This window comes from Metaplanococcus flavidus (assembly GCF_042675885.1).
GTDB lineage: Bacteria > Bacillota > Bacilli > Bacillales_A > Planococcaceae > Planococcus > Planococcus flavidus.
This window is the reverse complement of record NZ_JBHTKI010000002.1, coordinates 151,942-177,421: the sequence shown is the minus strand read 5'-3', so window position 1 is coordinate 177,421 and position 25,480 is coordinate 151,942. Positions and strand designations below refer to the sequence as shown.

Sequence of the window (25,480 nt, the reverse complement as noted above, 5' to 3'; positions counted from 1 at the left end):
TGCTTTCTCTTTTCTTATCAAAGAAACTCCTCCCAAAATTCAATTCTGGAAAGAGTATCTCACGAAGTTTCTTCTATTTAAATGTGTTCGCTATTGGACGCTTACCATTAAAATGAAAGCTTTTGCACTAATATTAGACTATTTAAATTAATCGTAATTTTATATTTATTCAATATTTATGATATACTATCCTAATATTATGACACTTCACTGTGTTAAAGGGGGAAGCATTATGATAAAAAGAGAGTATCCAAAAGCACAAGGACTCTATGATCCGGACCAGGAGCATGAGGCCTGTGGAATTGGAATGATTGCGAATATAAACGGTGAAAAATCACATTCGATTGTCCAAAATGCAGTAAATATTCTCTGCAACCTCGAGCACCGCGGAGGACAGTCTTCTGATACGAGTACAGGTGATGGAGCAGGAATCTTAACACAAATTCCACACCGTTTTTTCCAAAAACAATGTGAAAAAGAAGGAATAATTCTTCCTGCAGAAGGCCGGTACGGCATCGGCATGATTTTTATGCCACAGGATTACGATATCCGGATGAAATCGAAAGAAATCATTCAAAAAATTATTGAAGAAGAAGGTCAGCAATGTCTCGGATGGCGACCGGTTCCGGTAAATGATTCTTTTGTCGGCAAGGTAGCCACGAAAACGAAACCGGTTATCCGGCAAGTGTTTATAGAAGCGGCGGCTGAGCTGGAAGGGCGTATGGATTTAGAGCGAAGACTCTACATCATCCGCAAAAGGATTGAACAGGAAATGGGTTCTGATCCGGAATTCAAAGACGTCTATTTCAGCAGTCTGTCAGCTGGCACCATTGTTTATAAAGGGATGCTTATTCCCGAGCAATTGGATTCTTTCTACATCGACCTCAACCACCCCGAATTCAAATCGGCGTTGGCCTTAGTCCACTCACGTTTCAGCACCAATACATTTCCCAGCTGGCAGAGATCCCATCCTAACCGCTACTCCATCCATAATGGTGAATTCAATACTTTACGCGGAAATGTCAATTGGATGCGGGCACGCCAGGCGTTGTGCACATCACCGCATTTCAACGAAGAAGATCTGGAAAAGTTGATGCCGGTCATCGATGAAAGCGGAAGCGATTCTTCGATGTTCGACAATTGTTTTGAGTTTCTTCATTTATCCGGGCGTTCTCTTGCTCATACGGCGATGATGATGGTACCCGAACCATGGGTCAATGATCCGACAATCAATAAAGTGAAAAAGGATTTCTATGAATACCACAGCACTTTGATGGAACCGTGGGATGGCCCGGCTGCACTGGTCTTTACTGACGGCAACCAAATTGCAGCCTGTCTCGACCGCAACGGCCTGCGTCCGGCGCGTTATTACGTAACCAAGAGCGGCATGATTGTTTTAGGTTCGGAAGTTGGCGCACTTGATATTTTTGCAGATGACATCGTTTACAAAGACCGCCTGCGTCCCGGCAAAATGCTGTTGATAGACCTGGAAGAAGGAAAAATTATTCCGGATGAAGAAATAAAGCTGCAAATTGCAGGGGAATTGCCTTATAAAGACTGGGTGGAACAAAATTTGGTGGATCTGAATGATTTAGCGGATCCGGAACAGAGGGTTAACTATGACGTAACGGAATCCTTGATAAAACAGCAATTGGCATTCGGCTATACGATGGAAGAAGTCCAAAAAATCATCAAGCCCCTGGCGACTGAAGGAAAAGATCCTGTCGGTTCCATGGGGTATGATTCGCCATTAGCCGTGTTATCGAAAAAACCTCAGCTTCTTTACAATTACTTTAAACAATTATTTGCACAAGTAACGAATCCGCCGATTGACGCCATCCGTGAACAGATTGTCACAGCTGCGCAGACTACAATCGGAGCAGAAGGCAATCTGGTAGAGCCGACCCCGGAAAGCAGCCGCCATATTCGATTGGAGACACCGGTGCTTACTAACGGGCAGTTGGAGAAATTGCGTCAAAATCAATACCGTGAATTTAAAGCAGTAACACTGCCAATATTATTCCCCGTTTCAGGCGGGGCCGAAGCGATGGAAAAACGGCTAGAAGAGCTGTTTACCGAAGCGGATGCTGCCTGTTCGAATGGGGCTACGCTGCTGATTCTTTCTGATAGAGGAGCCGATAAGGAAAATGCAGCAATACCGGCTTTATTGTCCGTTTCCGGTTTGCATCACCATTTAATCCGCGAAGGTATCCGCACGAAAGTCAGCATTTTGCTGGAATCTGCAGAACCTCGTGAAGTGCATCATTTTGCTGTTCTTCTGGGATATGGAGCAGAAGGCATCAATCCGTATTTGGCTTTGGACACGATCATTCACTTAATAGAGACTGAAGATATTAAAGGCGTCGATTATGGGCAAGCTGAAACCACCTATATTAAAGCGGTCACCGACGGCATTATTAAGGTGCTGTCGAAAATGGGTATTTCAACAATCCAAAGTTATCGTGGAGCACAAATTTTCGAAGCTGTAGGAATTCGAATGGATGTCATCGATAAATATTTCACCCGTACATCTTCAAGACTGGGCGGAATCGGGCTCGACACAATTGGCACAGAAGTGCTTATGCGCCATGCCCGAGCTTATCCGGAACTTGAGGGCAGCGACGGAGAACTGGAATCAGGAGATGAATTTCAATACCGCGAAAATGGGGAAGATCATCAGTACAATCCAAAGACTATTCATACACTGCAACAGGCGTGCCGAACAAATGATTTTAATGTGTTCCGGAAATATTCTGCCCTGTTGACGGATGAAAAGGCGAATTTGCAATCGTTGCGTGGTTTGTTGAAGTTTAAGGAACAGACACCGGTCCCTCTGGATGAGGTGGAAAGCGTCGAAGAAATTTGTGCGCGTTTCAAAACAGGGGCGATGTCCTACGGTTCAATCAGCAAGGAAGCGCATGAAGCGCTGGGTGTTGCGATGAATAAAATCGGTGGCCGCAGCAATTCCGGTGAAGGCGGAGAAGAAATTTCAAGGTTTATCCCGGATGAAGACGGCACAGATCGGAGAAGCGCGATCAAGCAGGTGGCTTCAGGCCGCTTTGGCGTAACGAGCCATTACCTGGTGAACGCTGACGAAATCCAGATTAAAGTTGCGCAAGGAGCAAAACCGGGAGAAGGCGGACATCTGCCAGGGAAGAAAGTTTATCCATGGATTGCAGAAGTTCGCGGCTCGACGACCGGAGTGGAATTGATCTCGCCTCCACCGCATCACGATATTTACTCGATCGAAGATTTAGCGGAATTGATTTTTAACCTGAAAAATGCCAATCCTTATGCACGCATCAGCGTAAAGCTGGTATCAGCAGTGGGTGTCGGAACAATAGCGGCAGGAGTCGCAAAAGGCCGTGCGGATTTGGTATTGATCAGCGGTTATGACGGCGGCACAGGGGCTGCGCCGAAAACAAGTTTGAAGCATACCGGCCTGCCTTGGGAAATCGGCTTGGCTGAAACGCATCAAACTCTACTATTGAATGGTTTGCGTGATCGTATTGTTGTGGAGACGGATGGCAAGATGATGACGGGCCGCGATGTCGTCATGGCGGCACTTCTGGGAGCAGAAGAATATGGCTTTTCAACTGCGCCTCTGGTCGTGCTCGGTTGTGTCATGATGCGCGTTTGCCATATGGACACTTGTCCGGTGGGAATTGCCACACAAAATCCGGAGTTGCGAAAAAAATACGGCGGAGATCCGGAACATGTCGTAAACTTCATGCGCTTTATTGCACAGGAAGCACGTGAATTGATGGCGGAGCTTGGCTTCCGGTCAATCAATGAAATGATTGGCAGAACCGACGTACTTGAAGTGAATGAAGCAGTCGATCAGTGGAAAGCGAAAGGAATCGATTTATCAGCCCTTCTTTATCAGCCGGATCTTCCTGAAAAAGTCGGCCGCTATGCCACTGTCAAACAAGATCACGGTTTGATCCAAACATTGGATTACCAGGAACTTCTGCCACGATGCCGTAATGCGATTGAAACCGGGGAGCCTGTTGAGTTTTCTACAGCTATCCGTAATATTCATCGCGCGACAGGAACCATCATAGGCAGCGCAATTTCAAGACGCTACGGAGCAGAAGGATTGCCGGAAGATACAGTGAAACTGAAATTTCAAGGTTCGGCAGGCCAAAGTTTCGGTGCATTCATTCCTCAGGGAATGACGATGAACTTAATTGGCGATGCCAATGATTTTGTCGGAAAAGGCTTGTCCGGCGGAAAAATCATTGTTAAACCCGCTGCGGATTCCACATTCATACCGGAAAAAAATATTATCATCGGCAACGTATCCTTCTATGGTGCTTCCGCCGGTGAAGCATATATACACGGTGTTGCAGGAGAGCGTTTCGCTGTCCGGAACAGCGGCGCCAATATTGTGGTGGAAGGCGTCGGAGATCATGGCTGCGAATATATGACGGGCGGACGGGTAGTGATACTCGGCAATACCGGCAAAAACTTCGCCGCAGGAATGTCCGGCGGTATCGCTTATGTACTGGATGAAGGCGGGGATTTCGCCGAGTACTGCAATAAAGATATGGTCTATTTACAGCCGTTGGCGGATCCGCAGGAAATCGAAAATCTGCGCAGCATGATCGACAGCCATTACGGTTATACGGAAAGTGCCAACGCACAGCGGATTTTGGAGCATTGGGAAATTTTCTCCGGAAAATTCGTGCGCGTCATCCCGAAAGCGTATTTGCAGATTAACGACCGCATCACTGCTCTTCAGGGCAACGGCATGACGAAATTCGATGCTGAAATGACAGCTTTTGAAGAAAGTAAAATAACTGAAGCCGTAAAATAGAAGATCAGTTTTTAGCAGAATCGATAGAGGAGGGATCTGATGGGAAAGAGCACAGGATTTATGGAATTCGACCGACAAACTTTGAAGGAACGCGACCCGGCAGAAAGAAAACACGATTGGAACGATTACACCATTCCACTATCCGATGAAGAAGTGCAAAAACAAGGAGCGCGCTGCATGGATTGCGGTGTGCCGACTTGCCACACCGGTATGGAATTGGAAGGGGTGACTACCGGCTGTCCGGTTAATCACCTGATTCCTGAATGGAATGATTTGGTTTATAAAGGACAATGGAAAGAAGCGCTTCGACGTGAGCATCTCAAAAATAATTTTCCCGAGTTTACGGGAACGGCTTGTCCGGCGCCGTGCGAAGGCTCATGCGTTCTCGGCATAACCGACCCCCCGGTAGCAATCCGGACAGTTGAACGATCGATTATTGAACGCGGTTTTGAGGAAGGTTGGGTCGTACCTGAACCGCCGGAGAGGCGCACCGGCAAACATGTCGCAGTCATCGGCTCCGGCCCGGCTGGTCTTGCGGCAGCAGCACAATTAAATAAAGCTGGCCATTGGGTCACTGTTTTTGAAAAGAATGACCGAGTTGGCGGTTTGCTTACTTATGGCATACCGGAAATGAAGCTGCCATATGAAATGGTCATCCGCCGTGTCGAAATTCTGAAACAGGAAGGCATCACCTTTAAAACGAATATTGAAATCGGCAAAAATTATGCCGCGGAAAAACTGAAAGCGGATTTCGATTCGGTCATTATGTGCACCGGTGCAACAGTTCACCGCAACGTCCAGTTGGAGGGTCGTGAACTCGGCGGCATCCATTACGCGATGGATTTTCTGCATGCCAGCACGAAGAGCCTTTTGGATTCGAATTTTGATGATGGCAATTATATTTCTGCCAAAGGCAAACATGTAATTGTCATTGGAGGCGGCGATACCGGGACGGATTGTCTCGCTACAGCTGTCCGCCATGATTGCGAAAGTCTCGTCCAATTCGATGTTTATGATAAAAAAGGTGCGATTCGCGATGAGCAGGGCAATCCCTGGCCGCAATACCCGAAAGTGCATCGCGTGGAATATGGCCATAAAGAAGCGGCAGCTGCATTCGGGGAAGATCCAAGAGCCTATGCCGTCATGACCAAGAAATTTGTCGGTGATGAAAAGGGGAATGTAAAAGAAGTTCATACGGTAAATGTCAAACTGAAGGTTGATGCAGAAGGCAATCGAATCCGTGAAGAAATACCTGGAACGGAAAAAGTATGGAAAGCGGATCTCGTGCTGATAGCTATCGGATTCAGCGGGCCGGAGCAAGATCTGATCCAACAAATGGACGTAGAGACTGAGTCAAACTCTTGCGTCAAAGCTGAGTACGGAAAATATACCACCAACTCAGAAGGTGTCTTTGCAGCGGGCGATGTGCGACGCGGGCAAAGCCTGATTGTATGGGCAATCAATGAAGGGCGGGAAGCAGCAAGAGAATGCGACCGTTATTTAATGGGTGCAACTGTACTGCCATAAAAACGGTAAGGAAAACCGGGGGAATTCTCCCGGTTTTTTCAGCTTATTGAGAAAGAAACATGAAAACCGATATTCCGCAAAACAGCTTGCTTGCGGGCCCACAGGATGTGGGTCATGCAGTCGGCGCGACAGGACGTCGCGACGCCTACTGCCGGGGCTAACTCAAAACCCTGTGCTCCTGCATCGCTTCGCTGCTTCGTCGCAAAGAGTCGCCCTCGCAGGCTTCGGTCAACTCTTCGCTGTTTTGCTCCATATCTCAGATTGCTTTCTCTAAAAGCATACACTTTTTAGTCAATTTCAAGAAACAAGCATTATGATTTTAACTTGAACCCGAGTGGAGCGTCCGTCTAAAACAAAAGGATTTGAGAAGTGGAGAGTTTCTCGACAGCCTAGGAAAACCGGAAGAATTTTCTTAGATTATTATTGATATCCATATTCAGAGAATGTGAGTCACATTTAATAGAAAATTAAGAAAAAACAATAATTGTTCTTTATACCCATTTTCTATATACTAAAGTAGGATGCCGAAATGGTTTTTAAGGATTTTTGTAATGCAGGAGAACGTGGCGGGCATTATTTAATGACATCAGTTTCATTAGGGCAGCCGTATAAAATAAGACAGGGGAGATACTATGTTGAAGAAGAGTTTACTGGCTGTATTATTTTCAATGGTATTTGCTTTAGTATTAGGCACTTCAGGAGCTTTTGCTGCAGAAGCGACTATAAGCGAAGATGTAGAAAAAGCTTTGGAAGAAGTCGAGAAGACTAACGCTAAAATTTATGAGGAAATCGAAAAAGCCCAAGAAAAATCGCATGAGTTGTATGATAAGAAACTCGAGGATCTTGGGAAAGAAACAGAAGCGAAAAAACTTGCTGAAATAGAAGAGAAATACGAAGAAGAGATCGTAAAATTAATTTCTGATCTTGATGAAAAAACACAGCAAATGACTCGTGATGGAGTCGAAAAAGCAGCTGAGGCAGGAGTTCATGTCGAGATTGAATGGATTTTAGTTCAGTTCGCTGACCGTCAGGCATGGATAGATCCTATCAAAGTGATTGGCTGGTAAAACCTGTTGTCACAGAAGCTTCAATTAGAGTACTATGAAGGTATGGCACTTGCATACTTTTATAGTGCTTTTTTGAGGAAGGATGTGTATTAGTGAAAGGCTTGGATATACTTAATGGAAAATACCTGGAGACAGTCCAAAACAGCTCTACTACTCTGAGTTTGCTCGGACGTGGTGGGAATATGGAAGTTATGAAGCAGACTGTTCAAAAGGATAAACTAATGATCTTATATCCTGGGGATGATGCAGAAATCCAGGAATTTTTTTATATATTAAAGGGAGAAATGGAGTTGCAAGCCATCGAAGGAACAGTGAAAATTGGGCCTGATGATTTCATTTCAACGAATAATTTGGAGGAACCGGTTCAAATTGTCGCTAAAACCGATGTTTCATTTCTTTCGGTTTCAAATGCTTTATTTTTTCATTCCATCAGTGAAGAAATAAAAGAATTACAGCGGGTCGGCGGCCTTGTAGAGAAAAAAGATCGCTATACACATAAGCACAGCCTTCGGGTTTCGCAATATGCCGTTAAAATTGCGAAAAAGCTGAAGTTGGACCGGCAAAAGATGGACGATCTGTTTATCGCCTCCATTCTTCACGATATCGGAAAAATTAATATACCTGAAGAAGTACTTAATAAACCGGGTAAATTAACGGCAGAAGAATTTTTTCTGATCAAAAAACATCCAGTGGACGGTGCGGAAATGCTTCGGAAGACAGCCTATAAAAAACTTGCCGATATCGTCGAGCAGCATCATGAACGAGTCAACGGCAAAGGTTATCCTTTGGGTCTGAGTGCGGATGAAATCCTTTTGGAAGCCAAAATCATCGGTGTTTGTGATACGTTTGATGCGATGACCGAAGACAGGTCCTACCGCAAAGCCTTTACAGCGGAATTTGCGATGGATGAAATCCGCCGGCTGTCTGGAGTTCAATATGATCCTGCAGTTGTATGTGCATTTGAAGAGGTGCTTAAGCAGGAAGGTAAAATATAATATTATGATTTGCATGCTCAAAAGACACCTGGTAAATAATTAAGGTGTCTTTTTTCCTGCAGAAAATGTTTAGAATATCCTGAATTAGTAAATAATAAGAACACAGTGTATTCCAATACTGATAAAGGAGAGATTCAAATGGCAAAGCGTTCAGGCGGCATGTTCGGTAAATTAGTATTATTAGGTATAGGTGCAGCAATCGGATCCGCTATGGCACAAAAGAAAGTGGACTCGAATGGCACTTCAACAAATACCTCTCAATCCGGCAATATGAAAGAGAATGTGAAAAAGGGCCTCGACCGCTTCAATGAACAATCAGGCGGAATGGTCGATAAAGCCAAGCCTTACGTTTCCAAGGCTGTTGAACAAGTCAAAACAGCAATTGACAGCCAGCAGAAAATGATGGACAAAGAAAAAGATATGCTGGATGAAGCTGATAAAACATTGAAGGATGAAGTCGGCGGGAAAACAGAAAGCGGTTCAGGATCATCTGCAGGTTCAGATTCTTCCAAACCGAGCGGATCACAGGGAACGGGCAGTTCTTCCGAAAGCTCGACTCCGAGCGGCGGTGCTTTTGGCGGCAGCACGGAATATTCCGACTCCCTAAAAAAGGGGAATGACGAAGATTTGTCGAAAAAGGAATAAGAGCGATAAAAGCTTTGATAAAATAAGAAGGAATTAAAGTCATCAGGCTACCACTCGCAGATAGTGAGTGGTAGTTTTTTTACTCAAAAATATCTGAAGATTTAAAAAAAGGAGGGCAACCATGTTTCAATCATATTCAGTAAAACCATTTTTTGATGAAATGTTCGAAGAGAACAAGCAGCCGAAACCCCATTACCAGAACTTCTTCCAATTGCTCCAGCATTTCAGCGAAGAGGAATTGCGCGAAAAGCATGAAACAGCCCAATTATCGTTTCTCAGGCAAGGTATCACGTTTACGGTCTACAATAATAATGTCGGCACTGAACGGACGATGCCTTTTGATTTTGTACCGATCATCATTCCGCCTGAAGAGTGGGAACTGGTAGAGAAGGGAATGATCCAACGCGCAGAAGCGCTGAATCTTTTCCTGGAAGATGTCTATGGTGAACAGCGCATTCTAAATGATGGCGTTGTGCCGAGAAATCTGGTGGAGGAAAATCCGTATTATTATGAAAAACAGGTAAAAGGGATTGAAATCCCTTTGAATAATCATATTTTTCTGGCCGGCATCGATTTGATACGTGACGAAGAAGGCAAATATCATGTGCTGGAAGATAACCTCCGAAATCCTTCGGGAATGTCTTATGTCTACCAGAACCGCTATGTGATGCGGCAGGTTTATCCTGAGTTTTTCGCTAAACACTCTGTCCAGACACTGGAGCATCAGATGACCCATATGCACCAGGCAATTCTGGATCATGCCCCGGTCTCACAAAAAGGCAAGCCTCTGGCCGTTTTATTGACGCCGGGCATGTACAATTCCGCTTATTACGATCATCTCTTCCTGGCTCAGCAGATGGGGATCGAACTCGTTGAAGGCCGTGACCTGGTGGTGCAAAAGAATGTTGTCTATATGAAATCGATCCGCGGCCTGAAAAGGGTGGATATCATCTACCGCCGGATTGACGATGATTTTTTGGACCCGGAGGCGTTCAATGAAGATTCTGCCTTAGGGGTGCCGGGATTGCTGCAGGCATACAGAGACGGCAATGTCGCTATACTCAACGGCATCGGAAACGGTGTGGCTGATGATAAGGCTATTTATGCATACGTTCCTGAAATGATCCGTTATTATCTGGATGAAGAACCTCTAATAGAAAATGTAAAAACATATCTGCTTGAGAATAAAGAAGAACGCGAGTGGGTGCTGGACCATCTGGAGGAACTTGTCGTGAAAAACGTAGGTGCTTCAGGCGGTTACGATATGCTGGTCGGCCCGCATGCTTCGAAGGAAATGATTGAGATATTCCGAGAGAAAATCATTGAATCGCCGCATCAGTATATTGCGCAGCCAACAATCAAATTATCCCGTGCCCCAGCCTATCAAGGGGATAATTTCTATCCGTGCCATGTAGATCTTCGGGTCTTCGTCATGCGCGGAAAAGAAACCAATGTCCTGCCGGGCGGCTTGTCACGAGTTGCTCTAAAAGAAGGCTCGCTCGTGGTGAATTCCTCACAGGGCGGCGGCGGCAAAGATACATGGGTCTTCAAGAAAAAAGAAGAAGGAGGAGATTCCTGAATGTTGAGTCGAGTAGCAAATTCGTTATATTGGATGTCAAGAAACGCGGAACGTGCCGAAAATAATGCGCGTATCCTGGATGTACAATTATTGCAGATGATCGAAGCATCAGATGAAGAATTGGTGCGTGATGAAGATTGGAAGCTTATATTTGAAATTTGCGCTTCAACGGATATGATGGAGTATATCAAATCCTTGCCCGAATTTAATGAAGACCAACTGGTTCATTACCTTTCAATGGAAGAAAATAATTTTAATTCCGTTGCCAGCTGTGTGCGTTTTATCCGTGAAAATGCCCGAGTAAGCCGTGATCACATCACCGACGATTATTGGGAAGTCTGGAACAGATGTTACTTGAGCTTACAGGAAATGGATACGGATAATTTGCAGGTGCACGAGATGAGACAGTTTTTAGAGAAAGTCAAAAATACGGCATTAACTTCCCAGGGCATCATAGAATCTTCCATGTCGCGCGGGGTCGAATACCAAATGATAAAAATCGGAAAATGGCTCGAACGCGCTGAAAAAACGGCGCGTATCCTGAACATTGTTTGTGAAAGAACTTTGGCACGCGCAAAGGCGCATCAATCAGAGGACTATTACTACTGGCTGGCAGCTCTTCGGATGACGAATGGCTATGATGCTTATCTGAAAGCGAATCCGCCCAAAATGGATCCATCCCTGGTCCTTTCTTTCCTGGTATCGAATTCCACATTCCCACGGTCCATCCGCTATTGCCTGGATCATATGCGGGAAGCGATCGTCAAATTGGAGGACGGAAAAGTTTCTCATTACTCATGGGAATTATTTGCGAAAATCGATGAATTGACAGCTGATTTCGACAGATTTAATTTTCAGGAGCTGGAACCCGAAGACATGATGGATTTCTTGAATGATTTCCAGAATGGCTGCAATGAAATCGGCAAAGTTTTTTCGAAAACTTATTACCTCATCGACCCGGAAACCGAAAACTACACGAGCACTCAAAATCAAACAGCGAATGCGAAAGGAATAACTTCCATGAAATATAAAATAGAGCATACTAATATTTTCGAATACGATACAATCGTTGACCAAAGCATGAATTCAATCCGGCTCAAACCAAGAACAGATGAGGTCCAGCGTTTGCTGGAATATCGTGCTGAAATTACCCCCGCCTCTCTTACCAAAGAACATATCGACATTTGGGGCAACAATGTGGAGACTTTCTTCATAGCTGAACATCATCAGCATTTGGAAGTGAAGACGACTTCCATCGTCAGCATACAAAAAAGTCCATTCATTCATCAAATTGATTATTCACCGGAAATGCGCGCAATTTTTCATTCGAAATTATTCGGGGAACATTATCTGGCGTACCTCAGCAACACCGCCTATACGTATTTGAATCCGGAACAGATTAAGCAAGTGGACCGGGAGCTGGGGCAGATTGAAAATCCGGTTCAATATGCCATCGATGTAATGGGCTATATCCATGACCACTTCACATACAACGGCGAATCGACGGACGTTTCTACAAAAGCGTCCGAATCCTTTGGTCTGCGAAATGGTGTTTGCCAGGATATCACGCACGTCATGTTAGGAATTCTTAGAAGTAAGCATATCCCGGCCCGCTATGTCAGCGGTTATTTATATGTGGGTGAAAATTCGGCATTAGTCGGTGATGCTGCCAGCCATGCCTGGGTAGAAGTGATGGTTCCAGGTGTCGGATGGGTAGGTCTGGATCCGACGAATAACATAGAAGCGCTTGAAAATCATATCCGTGTAGGAGTGGGCCGGGATTATAATGATGTCAGTCCGGTACAGGGCATTTACCGGGGCGGCAGCCAATCCCTGGACGTCAAAGTTTCCGTCAGCCTTTTGGATCAATGAAACTTTAAAACTTTCTATATAAGTTGAACATATGAATTCGGCTTAATATACCGCTTAGGCGCTTTGGACAAGGCCAAGAATTATGCTCCTGCGCAAGCTCGTCGAAAAGGAGCTGCCATCTTCGGGCACACCTTGACTCCCGCAATAAGCCGAGAAAACCACTCGTCTGTTGCTTCGTCGGCATTCGACTGCCCCTGGAACGCACCGACGCTGAAAGAAATTTCTATAGATATGGAGCAAAACAGCGAAGACGCCCAGGGGTCCAAGCGAAGTGCTGAGATCCACTCGGGCGAAGTGAAACGAGACCGAGTTAGCTCAGCGCAAGCCCCCAGGCAAGCAAGCTGTTTTGCGGAATATCGATTTCTGTAAATTATAAGTTCTGCTTAAATATTTCATTAAACTTAATAATCGTTTAATGGAGATTGTATAAAATCCGTGCAATAATGAAACTATCTGGCATTTTGGACGGAGAAGGAGATTTAATACATGGATAGTAAACAATTCAAAGATTTTAATATCAGTGATCCCATTTTACGGGCACTTGAAGGTTTGGGTTATACGGAACCCACTGAAGTTCAGGAGAAAGTGATTCCTGTCGCAATGAAAAAAATCGATATTGCGGTGAAATCTCAAACTGGCAGCGGTAAGACTGCAGCTTTTGGGATTCCGATTTGTGAAATGGTCGAATGGGAAGAAAACAAACCACAGGCATTGGTGTTGACGCCAACAAGAGAACTTGCGGATCAGGTTAAGGAAGATATCACCAATGTCGGCCGTTTCAAACGCATCAAAGCAGCTGCGGTCTACGGCAAGCAGCCGTTTGCCTACCAGCAGGCTGAACTGAAACAGAAATGCCATGTGGTAGTGGGGACACCCGGCCGTGTTCTCGATCATATTGAGCGCGGAACTCTTAATCTGGAACGAATCGAGTTTCTGGTATTGGACGAAGCGGATGAAATGCTCAATATGGGCTTTATCGAACAAGTGGAAGCCATCATCAATAAATTACCGAAGCAGCGTATGACGATGCTGTTCTCGGCAACATTGCCGGAAAATGTGGAAAAACTGCAGCAAAAATACATGAACAAACCGGAGCATATTGAAATTGCTTCAACAGAAACACTGAAAAATCAGATTGAGCATCAGTTGATCCGGGTTGTGGAAAACCAGAAGTTTTCATTGCTTCGCGATGTCACGATCGTTGAAAATCCGGACAGCTGTATCATCTTCTGCCGGACGAAGGACAATGTCGACTTCGTAATGGAGCAGCTTGAAAAGCATTATTACACCTGTGATAAATTGCACGGCGGAATGGTGCAGGAAGATCGTTTCGAAGTAATGAATGATTTTAAGCGGGGAGAGTTCCGTTACCTGGTGGCAACGGATGTAGCTGCTCGGGGAATCGATATTGACAGCATCACCCATGTCATCAATTACGATATCCCGCTTGAGAAAGAAAGTTATGTCCACCGTGCCGGACGAACCGGGCGGGCTGGAAAAACCGGTAAGGCGATCAGTTTTGTGACACCGCATGAAGGCAAATTCCTGCAGGAAATCGAAGACTATATCGGTTTCGCCATTCCTGAAAAATCTGCGCCTTCTTCAGGAGAAGTGGCTGCAGCGAAAGAAGCTTTTACCGAAAAACTTGAAAGCCGTCCGCAGCTTAAGCGCAACAAGAATGAGCAAGTGAACAAAGATATTATGAAACTCTATTTCAATGGTGGGAAAAAGAAAAAATTGCGCGCTTTTGATTTTGTCGGAACACTGACAAACATTCCAGGCGTCACTGCTGAAGACATCGGCATCATCAAAATCCAGGATACAGTGACGTATATCGATATCCTAAACGGCAAAGGGCCGATGGTTTTGAAAGCGATGAAAAACACGCCTGTCAAAGGCAAAACTCTTAAAGTCCATAAAGCGAAGAAATAATAGCTGTGCAAAAAGCCGCCTCTCCTTGAGGCGGTTTTTTTGGTCTGAATGAGATTAAGGCAATTATAAAAAGTGATTTAGAAATATTTGGTACTAGGGGGCTGCTTTAAGTTAAAGGTTATGAACATAGGGTATGATAGATATAATAGATTTTTGGCATGAAAAATACAGAGGCCATTTCAACGGACTGAATTCATCGTGATGATTACTATTCTTTGAATGCTAAATAATAGTTTTATTAAATCGCATAATGTATAATTTTTATATAAATTATATATAACTTAAGAATTATAAAATGGGGTAATCATATGGCAAAAAAAATAATTATCATTGGTGCAGGTCCCGGCGGTTTGGCTGCCGGTATGCTGATGGCAGCTAAAGGCTACCAGGTGGATATTTACGAGAAAAATGAACGGGTGGGAGGACGCAACGCGGCCTTGAAGCTGGGGGACTTCACTTTTGATACGGGGCCGACTTTTTTGAGTATGCTCCACATAGTGGAAGAATTGTTTGATGTGGCCGGCCGAAATCTTGCGGATTATATGGTGCCAGTGGAATTGGATCCAATGTATGAATTGATTTTTGAAGATCAGAAATTGATCATGACACGGAATGCTGAAGAAATGATGGCGAAAATCGACAGAGACTTTAAAGGTGATGGTGAAGGTTATGTTCGTTTTATGAAAGAGACCGCCAAAAAATTGGAAGCCCTATCTCCTCTTCTTCAGACACGGATGGATAAATTCTCTCATATGATCCAGCCGAAAGTATTGAAAGCATTGCCTGAATTGGAGGTCAATAAGAGCCTGTACGACGTACTGTCCCGTTATTTCAAAGATGAAAGGCTGAAATTGGCTTTTGCCTTCCAATCCAAATATCTGGGGATGTCGCCCTGGGAATGTCCCGGTGCGTTCACCATCCTCTCTTACATGGAACATGCCTATGGTATTTATCACCCGATAGGCGGCGTCAACCAGCTTTCCGAATCGATGGCTAAAGTGGTTCGGGAACTGGGTGGCAGGATCCATACCGGCAAAGGCGTAAAAAAATTATGGCTGGAAGGACGCACCGTTAAAGGCGTCGATCTTGAAGATGGCAGCCGGGAATCCGCGGATGAAGTGATCATCAACGGAGATTTCGCCCATGTCATGACGAATCTGGTGGAACCGGGTGTATTAAGAAAGTATACGCCTGAAAAATTGGAGAAGAAAAAATATTCGTGTTCGACTTTCATGATTTATCTCGGCCTGGATAAGACATATGATTTATCCCATCACACGATCGTGTTTTCCAAGGATTACAAAAAGAATGTCGAAGAGATTACAGATTCAAAACTGCTGTCTGCAGATCCATCAATTTATATCCAAAACGCAAGTGTTACGGATCCGACGCTGGCACCGGAAGGGAAGTCGGCACTTTACATATTGGCGCCGGTCCCGAATAATTTCAGCGACATCGGCTGGGACAATGAACAGCAGGAATTTCGTGAGCTCGTGTTGAATATTATTGAAGAGAAGACGGAGTTTAAAGGTCTGCGTGACCATATCGAAGTTGAAAAAGTATTGACACCTTTTGGCTGGGAACAGGATTACTCTGTCTATAAAGGAGCGACGTTCAATCTTGGCCATCAGCTGACCCAGATGATGGTGTTCCGTCCCCACAATGAATTCGAAGAACTGAAACATTGCTGGCTGGTGGGCGGGGGCACGCACCCCGGAAGCGGTTTGCCGACCATTCTGGAATCGGCACGCATCACCGCGAATGGCATATTGAAGCGGGATGGAAATGAAGGGATTCCGATTCTTCCATTGCCGGCATTGGAGGGCTTTGCATGAGAATCGCAATAATCGGCGGTGGTATCGGCGGCCTGATGGGTGCTTTGTATTTGAGTAATAATGGACATGAAGTGACGATCATCGAAAAAGAAAATCGGCTCGGCGGACGCATGAATTTTGTCGAACGCGACGGCTTTAAAATTGATGAAGGACCAACTATTGTGCTGCTACCGGAAATGTTCCGGGATTTATTGTCCGAAGCGGGAATCGGAAAAGAGCAATATGAGTTACTGCTCTGCGATCCACTTTATACAATTCGCTTCAACGACGGAAAAGTATATACAAAATATCCGGACAGTAAGCGGCAGGCTGAAGAAGTTGCAAGAGTGTTTCCTGGTCAGGAAGAAGGTTTCCTCCGGTTCATGACAGAAGGACGCGAACGGTTTGCAATCGGCAAGTCCGCATTCCTTGAGCATTCATTTGTTCGGAAAAAAGATTTTTTTACACCTGGTAACGTCAGAAATCTGTTGGCGTTGAAGCCGCAGCTTTCTGTGAAACAATTGATGGCGCGCTATTTCACAGATGAGCGTCTTCAATTGGCTTATACGCTGCAAACTTTGTATATAGGTGGCGATCCATTCAGCGCACCGGGTATGTATTCGCTGGTGCCTTTCAGTGAACACGAACATGGCGTCCATTATCTGAAAGGCGGTTACGCGAGCATCGTACCATTGCTTGAGAAAAACTTGAAGGCCCGATCGAATGTCATTATTCGAAAAGGGGAAATGGTGAAAAGGATCATTACTGAAAATGGCACGGCAAAAGGGTTGGAACTGGAATCCGGTAAAGAAGATTTTGATGCAGTTGTTTATAACGGCGACTTTCCGACAGTATCCCATCTCATGCCGGAGCAGAAGAGCAAGAAGTTTGTGCCGTCTTCAGCCTGTCTCTTATTGTATTTCGGTTTGGACCGTATTTATGAAGAAGTGAATGTTCATCAATTTTTTATTGGCAATGATTATGCCGAGCATATGAAAGACGTGTTTACGAACAAGCAAAAACCCGAAGATCCGGCTTTCTATACATTCCATCCCTCAAAAATCGATGCTTCGCTTGCCCCGGAAGGCAAGGGGGTCCTGTATACCCTGATTCCGGTTCCTGCCGGTTCGGATGTGGACTGGGACAATGAAAAAGAATGGATCGATGGAGTGATTGACCGGATGGAAAAGCTGTCGTTTCCAGGATTGAGAGATGCCATCAAGTGGATGGAAGTGAGGACTCCCCGGGATGCAGAAACATTCGGTTTATTTCGCGGAGGAAGTTTTGGAATAGGGCCAACGCTGCTCCAATCAGGTGTGTTTCGTCCGCAAGTTAAGCCATTTAATGTGGAAGGGATGTATGCGGTCGGGGCTTCAGTACATCCTGGTGGCGGCATACCAATTGTCATGCAGGGCGCAAAATTGCTGGCACAACAAATTGAACGTGATTCCTTACGTGAGAGGAGAGATTCTTGATGAACTTGAATCAGGCATACCGTTTTTGTGAAGAAATCATTGCCGCAAATTCTAAGAGTTTCTATAAAAGTTTTTCGATGCTGCCAAAGGAAAACAGAAAAGCTGTGTGGGCGATTTATGCATTCTGCCGGACGGTTGACGACATCGTGGACGAAGGGGCAGAACCAGCTGCACAATTATCTCTCTTTAAACAGGAATTCCAATCTTTTTTAAACGGTGATTTTGACTCAATGAATCCTATGTGGCTGGCACTTTCTGATGTCTTTAAAAACTACGACATGGATGAAGAAGCCTATAGAAGCATGATAACCGGGCAGGAAATGGATTTGCAGCAAAAGCGCTATCAAACAGTGCAGGATGTTTTGGAATACAGCTATCATGTTGCCAGTTCTGTAGGGCTCATGCTGTTGCCGGTTCTGGCTCCGGGAAAAACGAATATATTGAAAGAAGGCGCAATAGCACTTGGTTATGCGATGCAGATTACGAATATATTGCGGGATATCGATGAAGACCTGGAGATAGGGCGACTTTATTTGCCTTCCCAATTGATGGAAAAACATAATTTGAATTTGGAAGATCTCCGAAGAAAAGCCGTAACTCCGGCCTTTATATCCGTTTGGGAAGATATGGCGGAAGAAGCAGAATACCAATACCAAAAAGCTTTTGAAACAATAAATGAATATCCGGTAAGTTCTCGGATTCCCGTAAAAGGCGCAGGGTTAGTCTACAGGGAAATCCTGACAACCATCCGAAAAAAAGACTATAATGTATTCGGTCAGAAGCATTTTGTGCCGGACCAGTCGAAACAGCAAATCCTTGCCTATTTATAGGAGGGAATCAATACAAAACAAAAAGGATATGTCCGCGGACATATCCTTAGCTTGTTTTCGTGAGTGTTGTCGTGTCGGAACTTAGGAGTTGGAATGGCCATATTTTTTCAGAATCCGTTTTGCGACATTTTGGCCGCTCATCGTTACCATGGGAGAACCGCCCCCTGGGTGTGTGCTGCCGCCGACAAAATAGAGGTTCTTAATATCCGGGCTGGCATTGGCAGGACGCAGAAATGCGTCCTTTTTTTTATGCGATGACGGACCATACAAAGAACCGCGGTAAGCATTGAAATTCTCTGCGATGAAGGATGAAGTGTAAGTTCTTTCTTCAACCACGTGATTGCGGATATCGAGTCCATACGATTCAAGGAAATCATAGATGCGGTTCTTATAAGCCTCCGCATCAATCTGCAATTTTCCGTCTGCGGTTAGGGCAGGCGCATTCACAAGAATGAAAAGGTTATCCCCGTCTGGTGATACGGTCGGATCTGTATAGGAAGAATTGCTGATATAAACGGTCGGTTGTTCGGAATAACGTTTCTTATCGAATAGGTCATCGAATTCTCCACTGTAATCTCCTGAAAAGTAGACGTTATGATGTTTCAGTTCAGGCAGTCTGGTATTCAACCCAGCCAGTATTACAAAAGCGGAAATTGATGGTTCGTAGGAAACAGCCTTTTTATTGCTGAAGGATGGCCGCTCGCTTTCCTCAGTTAATTGCGGAAAAGCCGAAAGCAGGTCACCGTTCAGGATCACCGCATCTGCTTCGGAAAGAAGGCCGCCTTCAAGTTCCACGCCTACGGCTTTTCCGTCACGCACAATAATTTTTTTTACTGCTTTTCCAGCATGAAGAAGCGCGCCGTTTTTCCGTGCAACTGCTGCAAAGCCTTCAGCTATGCTGGCATTTCCACCTTTCGCGTAATAGACGCCACCCACCAGTTCCAAATAGGCAATCAGCGAAAAAGTGGCTGGAGCTTTATAGGGAGAGGAGCCGATATAGGTCGCATAACGGCCAAATGCCTGCAGCAATTGTGGATTCCGGAAATAGCGTTTATAAAAATGGTCCATTGTCTCTGCTGGGCGAACCTGCACCAAAGCCTTACCTAAGGTGGGAGATAAATAGTCGTGCCAGGATTGGAAAGTGGAAGGGAAGAAATATCGTTCGGCCAACTTGTAGATGCGGCTGATTTCGTTCAGAAAGCTTCGGAAATTAACACTGTCTTCCGGTGCCACGCGGTTTAGTTCCGCTTGCATTTCGTCCGGGTCAGATGAAAAGTCGAGATACTCTCCAGTCGGAAAATGATTTCGCGTATGGGTGTTTAAAGGAATGAAATCAAAATAATCTGAGGCGGGCTCATCTGTCTGCTCAATAACAGAATTGAATACTTCCGGCATCGTGATCGTGTTTGGTCCAAAATCGAACGTATGGTTTCCCAGACGAACCGGCATCAATTTACCACCAAAATGATCGTTTTTTTCATATAGCTCAACGTCCATGCCGGCGTTCGCTAAAGTTACCGCTGCCGAAAGACCGCCAAGACCACCGCCGATGATGATTATTTTCTTCATGAGTAGTTCCTGCCTTTCCATGAATAGGATTGCTTGCTCCATGATTTTTTCATTGCATGCAGGAGTACGGCGATCATGGCGCCGGCTTGAAGAGGTATCAGAAATGCCAAGGCAGGATTTTGGCCTGTCCGAAGCATGATGTAAAGCTGTTGCAGAGAAATGAGAATATAAGGGATAAAGTACAGCCATTCCAGAGTGAATAGGCCGATTACTGCGATGAAGAGAGGTGATATGTAAAATACCACATAAAAAACGGCCAAGGCAATCGCCATTAAAGGGGAACGGCCGATGCCGGTGTAGCTGTTCTTTAAAAACCCTTCCCATACTTCACTGTTGGTCTCATACATCTTGCTGTTTACGGATTTTGTAATATTGGCAAGCAACATGCGATGACCCGCCTTTTTTATTTCCCGGGAAATATGAACATCTTCAACAAGTGAGTTATAAACAGTCTGATGACCGCCAATGGCATCATATGCCTTCCTTTCAAAGAGCATCCATGCCCCATGAGCGGCAGTTGCGGCAGGGAACGAGCTGTAATTCGCAAAAGCGAGCGGCAAGTGAAAAAAGACAACGAAATGCTGCATGGGTACGAGCAACTTACTCAAAAAAGGTGCCACTTCGAAAGCCGGGAAACCGGACAGCAATTGTGCGTTCTTTTTCTGCAACAGCGACAGCGATTGCTTAAAAGCCTGCGGGCTAAAGTTGATATCAGCATCCACGAACATCAAGTAATCACCGGTGGCAGCCTTTTGCAGTTGATGGCAAGCATGGACTTTTCCAATCCAGCCGTGAGGCAGTTCAACTCCATGCAAAAGTGTGAAGCGGCTGTCGCCTGCTGTTTCAGTTTCAAGAAACTGCTGTGTGTTGTCTGTGGATTGGTCGTTCAGAATGATAAATTCGCAATTCGGGTATGTATTCTTTTTCAAAGAAGCGATTAAGGCTTTCACATTACGCTCTTCATTGCGCATCGGCACCATTACTGACAGCAGGGGCTGGCCGTCGACGCTTGGCTCCGACGGCAATGCCGGCATGAACAGGCTATTGAAGATCGTCCACAACCCAAAAGAGGCAGTACATATAATCAGGATCCATATCAGCATTACTGTCCATCAGCCCTTTCTTAAGAAATCATGAAATTCAGCAGTGTTTTCGGCAATGACTTTTTGTCTGAGTTCATCCAATTGGGTTGTCAAAAATTGTTGTAACGAACCCGACTTTTGTTTTCGGGATGTTCCGGGAATCTCCTCTATAGATAAAGACAGTCCCTGATGGATCCAAACTTCCGGTTTTTGCTCATGTCCAAAAGAATAATAAAACGTAATCGGGACTACCGGAATTTCGGGGTGTTTGTCCAGTAAGTATCCGATTCCGCTATGAAATGACAAAGGCCGGATCTCTTGGTGGTATTCATCCCCCTGGGGAAACAGCACAACTGATTTCCCCTGCTTCAGCAAGTCTTCGGTGTATTGAAGAGAACGGATGATGTCTTTCGGGTTTTGCTTATCAATCGAGAATGCGCCCAAGTAACGGAAAAAACTATATTTCTTCAGGTTCTTTTCGTGCATCATCATATGGATATCGTGTTTCCAAACTGTGCGGTTTAAGAAAAAGAACAGCAACCCATCCCACCAGGAACTGTGGTTGGCAATGAAAATTGCCGGTTGTCGGGGGATTTCCTGGATCCCTTGTCCGAGAAAACGCGTGAAAGACCGGCGCATCAATGAGAACAGGTAAAGGGCAAAGGCTTTTTCGAATAAACGACTCTTTTTTGCTTCTATCATAAGGGCCTCCTCTTCCACGCGACTGCTACCAAGAGCAATGCAGGAATAGTACTTGCTGCGACAGCCAGCCATAAGCCGCCAAGAGCGCCGAGCATAGCAAACATGCTGATCATCAACAGGTACAACAGTACAAGTCTGCGCTCAGAGGTTTCATTGGTAATGATCATCGATTTACGCCGCATTATAAAGTCGATCAGCAGATGAAGAGCGAATGACACAAGGAACCACCCGAGAAAATTGGTCCAAGGAATGCCGTAATACCATCCGGTGTCTTCCCAAACCCAATAAAATTTCAAACGATAGGCGACAGGATCAATGATCAGATCCATTATTACAGCGCCAATTCCACCTGTCACCGCGTAGCCAAAAGTTCCGGTAGGGAAAATCCAGCGGGCGATTACATGGGAAGTGGCGACGACCATCAGCCAGGCAAAGCCGATTGCAATCGGCACCCCAAATAGATTAGGGGCAAACCGGTCTGTGTAATCATAAGAGCCAAAAAGAAATCCAGAGCTGGCGCCGGCCCACTCGATGATAAAAGTAGCCAGAAATATTATTGAACCAATGGCTATGCCTGCAATTTTGCCAAAGCGGTGCAAGAAGTACATGAAACCTAAAGTGCCGGCAAGAATCAGAAATACGGCATTTGCCCATTCCAACCAAGGGGGCAGCAAGTCGAATGCCAGCAGTATGATTCCTATTGCATACCATATTAAAAAGAGGCGGTAAATTTTATCTTCCCATTTCACAAACAACACTCCAGTAGATAGTTATACAAATAGTATACTTCAAAACTAATGGAATTGAGATGAATAACTGCAGACGGAAAATCCTGAATATTTCATGGGAGTTTAGAAGGGGCGGTAGAGGGGAAAAGAAGTGAAAATACTCACTGAGATTTTACTGTTAAAAAAGAATATTCCATTAATTCTTGAAGGAAATCCTGCATTATTGTATACTTAGTCTAAGACATTAGCTTGTTTTTACATTGGGGGCTAAAAAAATGCAGGATTTAATGCGGAATGTTTCTAATTCTTACAAGAATTTCAGTTCCGGGCAAAAAAAAATAGGTGATCTTTTTTTCAAGGAACCAATCTTTCTTGCTTTTTCTTCCGCCCTTGAAGTTGGGCGAAAGGTTAACGTAAGTGAGTCGACAGTAATTCGTTGGTCTCAGAAATTGGGCTATCGCGGTTACGCTGAATTTCAGCATGTTTTACAGAGGAAACTTGCAGAGGAGCGCATTGAACAGGTAGAGGAGTCGGAAACACCACCGGCAGTAGAACAATCCTTTTTTGCCAATCTGCTGGATGCCGATATTGCCAGTATTACTCAGTTAAAGCAAACGATGGATGAAGACCAGCTGCTGCAGGCAATTGATGTCATCGGCCAGGCCAGGAATATATATGTCACCAGCAATTTTTTCGATTATGGTCTTGCGCATTTTATGACCTCCTGGCTGAACCTGACGCTTGATCATGCAGAATTGCTGATGCAGGGAGACGGACAATATTACCGTCAAGTGTCGGACTTGAACTCAGAAGACACGCTAATAGCTTTTGTGTTCCCACGTTATACGAAATCCGTTATCGACACGCTGCAAACAGTAAAAGACCAGGGCACGAAAATAATCCTGATTACGGATTCTGCAGATTCGCCTGCAGTTGCTTATGCTGATATTTCTTTGGAAGTTTTTGTGAACTCGAATTTGAATATAGATTCCTATACCGCGGTTCATGCGCTGATCGCTTCAATCATGCGTTTCATTTATGTCAAAGAACATGCGAAAGTAAAAAGCAATCTGGCCAAGGTGGAAGAAATTTATATGAAGAAAGAGATTTTCATCTGATTTTTAACCCGATGTAAAGCAAGTCCCAAAGCGTTCATGCGTTTTGGTCAATCATAAACCAAAAAAGGGGAGAACAATTTATGAATAAGAAATTACCATTTTTAGGTATAGTTTTGTCAGCAGGTATGATTTTGGGGGCGTGTGGTGAGGACGACGCATCAACCGGATCGGAAGGCGGAAGTGAATTTGATTTGGTGAATGATGGCCAATTCACGACTGCTTCAAGTGGATTGTATAAGCCTTTCAGCTTTGAAGAAGGCGGAGACTTGCAAGGTTTCGATATTGATATCGGAAATGCGATCGCAGAAGAAATGGGCTTGGAACCGAATCCGGAGACAACTCCTTTTGAAACGATTATCCAGGGGTTGAACTCGGACCGCTACGATGCAATTATCGGGTCGATGTCGAACACTGTTGAACGTTCTGAACAGGTAAGCTTTTCTGATCCATATTATTACTCAGGCGGTGCGATTTTCGTACGTGAAGGAAATACAGAGATTCAGTCAGCTGAGGATTTGGAAGGTAAAACAATTGGGGTAGTTGGACAAAGTACTTATGAAACAGCTGCTGAAGAATACACAGAAGATATCCAGTACTACACGAGTGATGTTGTAGCCTTGCGGGATTTAACAATTGAAGGTCGTCTTGATGCAGTAATCACTGCTGACGTTGTCGGCTTCGAAGCGCAAAATGCAGGTCTGGAAGTTGAAATGGTCGGAGATCCTTTATGGATTGAGCAACCATCCATTGCAGTCCGCCAAGATGATGAAGAATTATTGGCCGCAATCGATGAAGCTTTGGATACAATTATTGAAAATGGAACTTACGATGAAATTTCAGAAAAATGGTTTGGCCGCAATCTCCTCGATGTAGATCTTGAAGGTGTGGAAATTCTCGAATAAAAATAAATGAGAAAAAAGATGCTTAACTGCAGGACAATTTTCTTTTCTCCTTGCAGTGTTAGCTGATCCAACATTTACGGCCAGTAGAACCTCTGCTAGTTATATATGGGGTTTTGCTGGCCGTTTAAAGAGGGATAATTGGAGGAGTGAAATTTATGCCAGACATATTTGTCGACGTTTTTGACGTATTTATGCGTACTTACCAGGGGTTCCTGGAAGCCTCAGTCGTCACACTTCAACTGACGGCGATCGGTGTCATTCTTGGTACTGTTATCGGTTTGGTTTTCGCCCTGATGAAAATATCGGGATCCAAAATCTTGCAAACAATTGCCAATATCTATATTACGGTAATTCGCGGGACCCCGCTGATTGTTCAGATTATGTTCCTGTATTTCGGAATAGTAGAAATTTACACAATGTCCAATTTCTGGGCAGGTGCCATCGCGCTGGGTGTCCATAATGGTGCATATATCGCGGAAATTTTCCGTGGTGCGATTCAGGGGGTTGACCCCGGGCAGCGTGAAGCGAGTATGTCACTCGGCATGAACCGGAAGCAGACGATGCAGCGTATTGTCTTTCCGCAAGCCTTGCGCCGCTCGATTCCACCGCTTGGCAATCAATTCATCATTACATTAAAAGATTCATCCCTTGTATACATCATTGGGGTGGCAGAAATCTTTTCACTTGCGAACCGTGAAGCAGCACAATCCTATCAGGCGTTCGAATCATTCCTGGTTGTTGCGTTGTATTACCTCGTACTCGTAATGATCTTTACGTATCTGTTGCGCTGGTATGAAAATAAACTCGATGTGGACAAAGCCTAA

At 44.8% G+C, this 25,480-nt stretch carries 18 protein-coding genes; 14 read left to right on the top strand and 4 right to left on the bottom strand.

Features of this window, described 5'->3' with window-relative positions:
* Positions 1–232: 232 nt before the first annotated feature.
* The 11 genes from gltB to ACFQ1X_RS01210 all read left to right on the top strand — a co-directional run bounded on the left by gltB (position 233) and on the right by ACFQ1X_RS01210 (position 18,555).
* On the top strand, positions 233–4,819 hold the full coding sequence (gltB, locus tag ACFQ1X_RS01260) for a glutamate synthase large subunit (RefSeq protein WP_144840499.1): 4,587 nt from the start codon (positions 233–235) through the stop codon (positions 4,817–4,819).
* Between the two features lie 39 nt (positions 4,820–4,858).
* Positions 4,859–6,346, top strand: coding sequence for a glutamate synthase subunit beta (locus ACFQ1X_RS01255; RefSeq protein ID WP_144840500.1), 1,488 nt, complete (start codon positions 4,859–4,861; stop codon positions 6,344–6,346).
* A 632-nt stretch (positions 6,347–6,978) separates the two neighbouring features.
* Positions 6,979–7,413: a hypothetical protein gene (locus ACFQ1X_RS01250; RefSeq protein ID WP_144840501.1), complete on the top strand. Its 435-nt coding sequence runs from the start codon at positions 6,979–6,981 to the stop codon at positions 7,411–7,413.
* Positions 7,414–7,595: 182 nt separating this feature from the next.
* Positions 7,596–8,408 carry an HD domain-containing phosphohydrolase gene (locus ACFQ1X_RS01245; RefSeq protein ID WP_379081014.1) on the top strand — a complete coding sequence of 271 codons (813 nt, stop codon included), beginning with the start codon at positions 7,596–7,598 and terminating at the stop codon, positions 8,406–8,408.
* Between the two features lie 138 nt (positions 8,409–8,546).
* Positions 8,547–9,053: a hypothetical protein gene (locus tag ACFQ1X_RS01240; RefSeq protein ID WP_144840503.1), complete on the top strand. Its 507-nt coding sequence runs from the start codon at positions 8,547–8,549 to the stop codon at positions 9,051–9,053.
* A 121-nt stretch (positions 9,054–9,174) separates the two neighbouring features.
* On the top strand, positions 9,175–10,632 hold the full coding sequence (locus ACFQ1X_RS01235) for a circularly permuted type 2 ATP-grasp protein (RefSeq protein WP_144840504.1): 1,458 nt from the start codon (positions 9,175–9,177) through the stop codon (positions 10,630–10,632).
* Entirely contained in the window at positions 10,633–12,504 is a 1,872-nt protein-coding gene (locus ACFQ1X_RS01230) for an alpha-E domain-containing protein (protein ID WP_144840505.1), read from the top strand. It begins immediately after the preceding gene.
* 486 nt (positions 12,505–12,990) lie between these two features.
* Positions 12,991–14,436, top strand: a complete 1,446-nt coding sequence (locus tag ACFQ1X_RS01225; RefSeq protein WP_144840506.1) for a DEAD/DEAH box helicase — start codon at positions 12,991–12,993, stop codon at positions 14,434–14,436.
* Positions 14,437–14,744: 308 nt separating this feature from the next.
* Complete coding sequence (locus tag ACFQ1X_RS01220; protein WP_144840507.1) at positions 14,745–16,271, top strand: phytoene desaturase family protein; 1,527 nt, start codon at positions 14,745–14,747, stop codon at positions 16,269–16,271.
* Entirely contained in the window at positions 16,268–17,725 is a 1,458-nt protein-coding gene (locus ACFQ1X_RS01215; protein ID WP_144840508.1) for a phytoene desaturase family protein, read from the top strand. Before ACFQ1X_RS01220 ends, ACFQ1X_RS01215 begins: the two co-directional genes overlap by 4 nt.
* On the top strand, positions 17,725–18,555 hold the full coding sequence (locus tag ACFQ1X_RS01210) for a phytoene/squalene synthase family protein (protein WP_379081008.1): 831 nt from the start codon (positions 17,725–17,727) through the stop codon (positions 18,553–18,555). Before ACFQ1X_RS01215 ends, ACFQ1X_RS01210 begins: the two co-directional genes overlap by 1 nt.
* An 81-nt stretch (positions 18,556–18,636) precedes the next feature.
* Here the strand turns inward: ACFQ1X_RS01210 and ACFQ1X_RS01205 are convergent, their stop codons facing one another.
* From ACFQ1X_RS01205 to ACFQ1X_RS01190, 4 genes are read right to left on the bottom strand one after another with little or no spacing between them, the layout of a single operon-like run.
* Complete coding sequence (locus ACFQ1X_RS01205; protein WP_144840510.1) at positions 18,637–20,124, bottom strand: phytoene desaturase family protein; 1,488 nt, start codon at positions 20,122–20,124, stop codon at positions 18,637–18,639.
* On the bottom strand, positions 20,121–21,227 hold the full coding sequence (locus tag ACFQ1X_RS01200; protein ID WP_144840511.1) for a glycosyltransferase: 1,107 nt from the start codon (positions 21,225–21,227) through the stop codon (positions 20,121–20,123). Before ACFQ1X_RS01200 ends, ACFQ1X_RS01205 begins: the two co-directional genes overlap by 4 nt.
* Positions 21,228–21,236: 9 nt before the next feature.
* A complete protein-coding gene (locus ACFQ1X_RS01195; protein WP_144840512.1) occupies positions 21,237–21,908 on the bottom strand; it encodes a lysophospholipid acyltransferase family protein in 672 nt (223 codons plus the stop codon).
* Complete coding sequence (locus ACFQ1X_RS01190; RefSeq protein ID WP_379081004.1) at positions 21,905–22,657, bottom strand: carotenoid biosynthesis protein; 753 nt, start codon at positions 22,655–22,657, stop codon at positions 21,905–21,907. The genes ACFQ1X_RS01195 and ACFQ1X_RS01190 overlap by 4 nt, the downstream gene beginning before the upstream one ends.
* A gap of 254 nt (positions 22,658–22,911) precedes the next feature.
* On the opposite strand from ACFQ1X_RS01190, the gene ACFQ1X_RS01185 reads away from it, so the two are divergent.
* The 3 genes from ACFQ1X_RS01185 (at position 22,912) to ACFQ1X_RS01175 (ending at position 25,480) form a co-directional block, all read left to right on the top strand.
* Positions 22,912–23,754 carry a MurR/RpiR family transcriptional regulator gene (locus ACFQ1X_RS01185; RefSeq protein WP_144840514.1) on the top strand — a complete coding sequence of 281 codons (843 nt, stop codon included), beginning with the start codon at positions 22,912–22,914 and terminating at the stop codon, positions 23,752–23,754.
* A gap of 80 nt (positions 23,755–23,834) precedes the next feature.
* A complete protein-coding gene (locus ACFQ1X_RS01180; RefSeq protein WP_144840515.1) occupies positions 23,835–24,656 on the top strand; it encodes a transporter substrate-binding domain-containing protein in 822 nt (273 codons plus the stop codon).
* 155 nt (positions 24,657–24,811) lie between these two features.
* Positions 24,812–25,480: an amino acid ABC transporter permease gene (locus tag ACFQ1X_RS01175; RefSeq protein WP_144840516.1), complete on the top strand. Its 669-nt coding sequence runs from the start codon at positions 24,812–24,814 to the stop codon at positions 25,478–25,480.

Coding starts and splice junctions, on each gene's coding strand:
- gltB (WP_144840499.1), top strand. CDS start 233: ATGATAAAAAGAGAGTATCCAAAAGCACAAGGACTCTATGATCCGGAC.
- ACFQ1X_RS01255 (WP_144840500.1), top strand. CDS start 4,859: ATGGGAAAGAGCACAGGATTTATGGAATTCGACCGACAAACTTTGAAG.
- ACFQ1X_RS01250 (WP_144840501.1), top strand. CDS start 6,979: ATGTTGAAGAAGAGTTTACTGGCTGTATTATTTTCAATGGTATTTGCT.
- ACFQ1X_RS01245 (WP_379081014.1), top strand. CDS start 7,596: ATGGAAGTTATGAAGCAGACTGTTCAAAAGGATAAACTAATGATCTTA.
- ACFQ1X_RS01240 (WP_144840503.1), top strand. CDS start 8,547: ATGGCAAAGCGTTCAGGCGGCATGTTCGGTAAATTAGTATTATTAGGT.
- ACFQ1X_RS01235 (WP_144840504.1), top strand. CDS start 9,175: ATGTTTCAATCATATTCAGTAAAACCATTTTTTGATGAAATGTTCGAA.
- ACFQ1X_RS01230 (WP_144840505.1), top strand. CDS start 10,633: ATGTTGAGTCGAGTAGCAAATTCGTTATATTGGATGTCAAGAAACGCG.
- ACFQ1X_RS01225 (WP_144840506.1), top strand. CDS start 12,991: ATGGATAGTAAACAATTCAAAGATTTTAATATCAGTGATCCCATTTTA.
- ACFQ1X_RS01220 (WP_144840507.1), top strand. CDS start 14,745: ATGGCAAAAAAAATAATTATCATTGGTGCAGGTCCCGGCGGTTTGGCT.
- ACFQ1X_RS01215 (WP_144840508.1), top strand. CDS start 16,268: ATGAGAATCGCAATAATCGGCGGTGGTATCGGCGGCCTGATGGGTGCT.
- ACFQ1X_RS01210 (WP_379081008.1), top strand. CDS start 17,725: ATGAACTTGAATCAGGCATACCGTTTTTGTGAAGAAATCATTGCCGCA.
- ACFQ1X_RS01205 (WP_144840510.1), bottom strand. CDS start 20,124: ATGAAGAAAATAATCATCATCGGCGGTGGTCTTGGCGGTCTTTCGGCA.
- ACFQ1X_RS01200 (WP_144840511.1), bottom strand. CDS start 21,227: ATGCTGATATGGATCCTGATTATATGTACTGCCTCTTTTGGGTTGTGG.
- ACFQ1X_RS01195 (WP_144840512.1), bottom strand. CDS start 21,908: ATGATAGAAGCAAAAAAGAGTCGTTTATTCGAAAAAGCCTTTGCCCTT.
- ACFQ1X_RS01185 (WP_144840514.1), top strand. CDS start 22,912: ATGCAGGATTTAATGCGGAATGTTTCTAATTCTTACAAGAATTTCAGT.
- ACFQ1X_RS01180 (WP_144840515.1), top strand. CDS start 23,835: ATGAATAAGAAATTACCATTTTTAGGTATAGTTTTGTCAGCAGGTATG.
- ACFQ1X_RS01175 (WP_144840516.1), top strand. CDS start 24,812: ATGCCAGACATATTTGTCGACGTTTTTGACGTATTTATGCGTACTTAC.